The sequence below is a fragment of the Nitritalea halalkaliphila LW7 genome (assembly GCF_000265075.1).
GTDB lineage: Bacteria > Bacteroidota > Bacteroidia > Cytophagales > Cyclobacteriaceae > Nitritalea > Nitritalea halalkaliphila.
In genome coordinates, this window is record NZ_AJYA01000079.1 from 1 (window position 1) to 3480 (window position 3480).

5 protein-coding genes are annotated in these 3480 nt (G+C 36.4%); all 5 read right to left on the reverse strand.

The window, feature by feature from the left end; all coding sequences use genetic code 11:
* Positions 1-114: 114 nt before the first annotated feature.
* The gene (locus tag A3SI_RS16055; RefSeq protein WP_009057546.1) at positions 115-903 is read right to left on the reverse strand and encodes an HNH endonuclease signature motif containing protein; all 789 of its coding nucleotides are present in this window, start codon (positions 901-903) and stop codon (positions 115-117) included.
* On the reverse strand, positions 900-1640 hold the full coding sequence (locus A3SI_RS16060; RefSeq protein WP_040671239.1) for an OmpA/MotB family protein: 741 nt from the start codon (positions 1638-1640) through the stop codon (positions 900-902). The genes A3SI_RS16055 and A3SI_RS16060 overlap by 4 nt, the downstream gene beginning before the upstream one ends.
* 5 nt (positions 1641-1645) lie before the next feature.
* Positions 1646-2515: a hypothetical protein gene (locus tag A3SI_RS16065; RefSeq protein ID WP_009057548.1), complete on the reverse strand. Its 870-nt coding sequence runs from the start codon at positions 2513-2515 to the stop codon at positions 1646-1648.
* 309 nt (positions 2516-2824) lie between these two features.
* On the reverse strand, positions 2825-3070 hold the full coding sequence (locus tag A3SI_RS19165) for a hypothetical protein (protein ID WP_009057549.1): 246 nt from the start codon (positions 3068-3070) through the stop codon (positions 2825-2827).
* 136 nt (positions 3071-3206) lie between these two features.
* Positions 3207-3452: a hypothetical protein gene (locus tag A3SI_RS16075; protein ID WP_009057550.1), complete on the reverse strand. Its 246-nt coding sequence runs from the start codon at positions 3450-3452 to the stop codon at positions 3207-3209.
* Positions 3453-3480 lie beyond the last annotated feature (28 nt).

Below are 3480 nucleotides of genomic sequence, written 5' to 3' on the forward strand. Positions count from 1 at the left end.
TTACAAAAGTCGTACAAGCTTGTAAAAATTGAAGTGTGTGGCATTGCGTAGGTTTAATTATTATTTATTTAAATTAATTGATATTTAAATATAGTTTTTGTAATTATAAATATCTTAAATATGATATTTCCTTTCAAACTCCTTTAAGTCCAGTGCTCTACTTCCCGATCCGAAGTTCTGCATGTGTTTCTCATCTTGATTCGAATGGCATTTAATACACAGACACTTTAAGTTGTGTTCTGCATTGTTGGTCTTAGATCCATCAATATGATGAGTGTGGATAAAACGGCGATCCAGTGCGGACTTGGGCTTAAACCCACACTCCTGACAGGTGAAATCGTGTTTCTGGCGGTAGGCGTAACTTAATTGATCCCAACCTTTTGGATACCCGAAAATATCTACTTCTAGATCTTTTGGTCGCTCAAAATCCCCCAGTAAATCATAAAAATCCTTAGTTGTCTGGATATCCTGTGTGATTATTTTTTTACAGTACCCGCAAAGTGTAAGTTCTTGATCAGGGTACACCTTTTTACTCAGGATGTCAGTGAGGTCATTTTTTTCAGAATTTGAGAAATGGTATCGCTCTTTGAACTGCCCTTTATCAAGAAAGTCTGAAATCACCTTACACTTGACCACATGAAATTTAGGTAAGCGCATATGATACTTTTCTAAATATGGTTCCTGAATGAACATGTATCCTTTAATGGAGTAGCCGTTATAGTCTAGGTAAATACCATCTTCCTCAAACCGTATATTGTTTGCCTTATAGGCACGCTCAAAGTCTACTCCCTTGACTACTTCAAATCCACTTTCGAAGTCTATCTTGGGAAAGCCCCATTCATCTAAGGCTTTCGAAAGCTTTTCAAACTTATACAGATCGATATCTTTGAGGTCTTTTCTCATTTCTCTCTTAACTCTTGAATAACTTTTTCCACGAGTTTATCACTTGTCGTGACGATTCTGAACTCCACCCTTCTAGAAAACTCATTATTGGCAGGCATTCCTGATTCACTTGTCAAGCGCTTATTATCGTCCAGTGTTCTTCCATAGGATAGTCCGTTAGCGGTTAACCAGTACTGTAAGAGACTGACCGACTCGTCTGGCAGTGTCTTAAAATAGGGCATATTTCTAAAATGCTTTAAGACTTGAGCAGATCGAAGTTGGGACAACTTAATATTCCCTATGTAAGGATCCGCATCAAAGTTAAATGCTGGGACTTGGTCGGTATGACCTTCAATCCTGACTTCGGAAATCCTGTCGACATATTTTTTTTGCAGAATAATATCAAAATATCGTGGTAAAAACTCATCAAGTATTTCTCTAAAATAGGGTCTGATATCTGTTTGCCCCGAAGCAAATAAGACTTCTGGATTAGTGAATTTGATGGATAGATCCTTGTCTAGCTCTACTTTCCATTTCTTAAAATCATCTCGGAAGGCACTATCCAAAGCAAAGTATAGACTTTCTTTCGTGGCTTGAAATTCTTCAAATAATTCATTTCGTTCTTCCTGTCTTTTCTGAACCTCTAAAATGTAGGAGATGGCGATAAACATAAAGATAACCATCAAGCCGGTCATGATATCAGAAAATGATACCCAGTTGCTTTCCTCTGTTTTGGTACTTCTCTTTGATAGGGACATAGTTTTCATTTATGCTTGGCCATAATTCTCTGGATAAGATTATCTAGATTCTGGAATGTGTCATTGAGTTTGGTGTAGAAATGGCCATGTATGGTCTGGACCTCATTGTCTAAATCTTTTATTGATTTTTCAATAATGCTAATGGCGTCATGAAGTTGTGACTTTAGATTTTTCCAGAATATCTCATTGATGTCTTTGATTTTTTCTACATCCTCCAATCGGACAAGCAACTTGGCTACACTGTCCGAAAAGTCCCTTTGTTTTTTAACCCATTGATTAAGTTTTTGGGTTGTTTCATCGAAGGCTTCTGTGTTAGTTTTTAACGTTTCAACTGTAGTTGCTAAACTATTCGTGATTTCAGAGAATTTGGAATCATCTACCATTACTTTTTTAAGGGATTCTACAATTTGCGCCAGCTGGCTATTTTTGTCTGTTAATGTGCTCGTATTGTGTGTGATTTCTTTTAAAGCTATTGAGGAAATGGAGAAATTATTTGAGACTACCTTAAATTGATGGGTAAGCTCTTGAATCATTTCTTTATTTTCTGCCTGCCATATATTTAGCATCTTTACGCTGTTGTTCAACTCTGCGAAATTTTCTTGCACCAATTTGTTTATTAAAGCAGACATCTGATTATTAAACTCCTCAGTAGCTTTTTTCATGACATCAACTAATGCCTCGGTATTATTTTTAGCAAGTAGCTGTGAAAACTCATTAAACTTTTTCTCAACGATTTCTCTATTATTCGCCATGGATACAATGATCCATTTAATATGTTCATCATGTGCTTTCGCATGCTCATTCTGTTCCGCGCGTAATTTTTGAAGCTGTGTTAAGAGGCTAGTTTCCTCGTCCTTTCCTATTGCTTTCAGCATTTTTTCATTAGCCTCTTTCTGTCGCTCCGTTTTCTTTCAAAAGTTCTGTATTTTGATTTCTAATTTTAACGAGATGGGTCGCTATGGACTCGTCCCCTTCCCCATTGATAGCATCTTTTAAGGCTGCAAATGACTCCTTGTTTGCCTTATTTCCTTCTTTTAAAATAATTAGTATTTCGTTTAATGCTGTTATTTCATCGGATGGTTTAGCTGGTTCTTTCGCCTCAACTGAGCCAAGTATGATTTTAGAGATCTTTCCGAAAAAGATGGATAGAATAATTCCTAAAATAGAGGTTAAAAATGCTGTTTTTAACCGTCAAGTAAAATAGGGATACTTGTATTAATATCTTCTACATCAAAGCTCCTTAATCCAATGTAAATACCTAAAAAGGTTCCGAGAACCCCTAGTGTTGTAAATACACTGGGTATGGCATCATAAATATAAGGATTAACAGAAGTGGTTCTCTTGGTTTTGTATAAGGTATTGATAAAACGAATTGAGAAAAAAGTCCAAGTTATAAACCCTGCGCCAATGAATACCTGATATGTTTCCATAAAACTTTTTTGTTTTTATTGGTTTTTAGCTAGCTTCCCGATAAGGATCACGTGATGATGCAGAAAAAATGCATACCAGGTGAAGTATGATCCCCGGTAAAATGAGTAAGAAATACCCTATAAGTACTGCCGCAAGTCAGAAGAGGCCAGCAAGTATATTACTTTTATACATTTGGCCTGCGCCCAGTATAATAAAACTTAAAAGACAGGCTGTTCCAGGACTCCATTTTCGTTTACGAGGAGCGTTAACGATGACTTGACTTTCACTTTTTCTGGCCTCCCTTAATCCGCTTTCTAAAAATTCTCCGCAGAACACACATTTGATAGCTTCTATCTTGATAGTTTCTGCATAAAAAGGACATTTTTTCTGGTCTTGCTCCATGGTTTTTCACTTAGCTTAATTTTTCTTT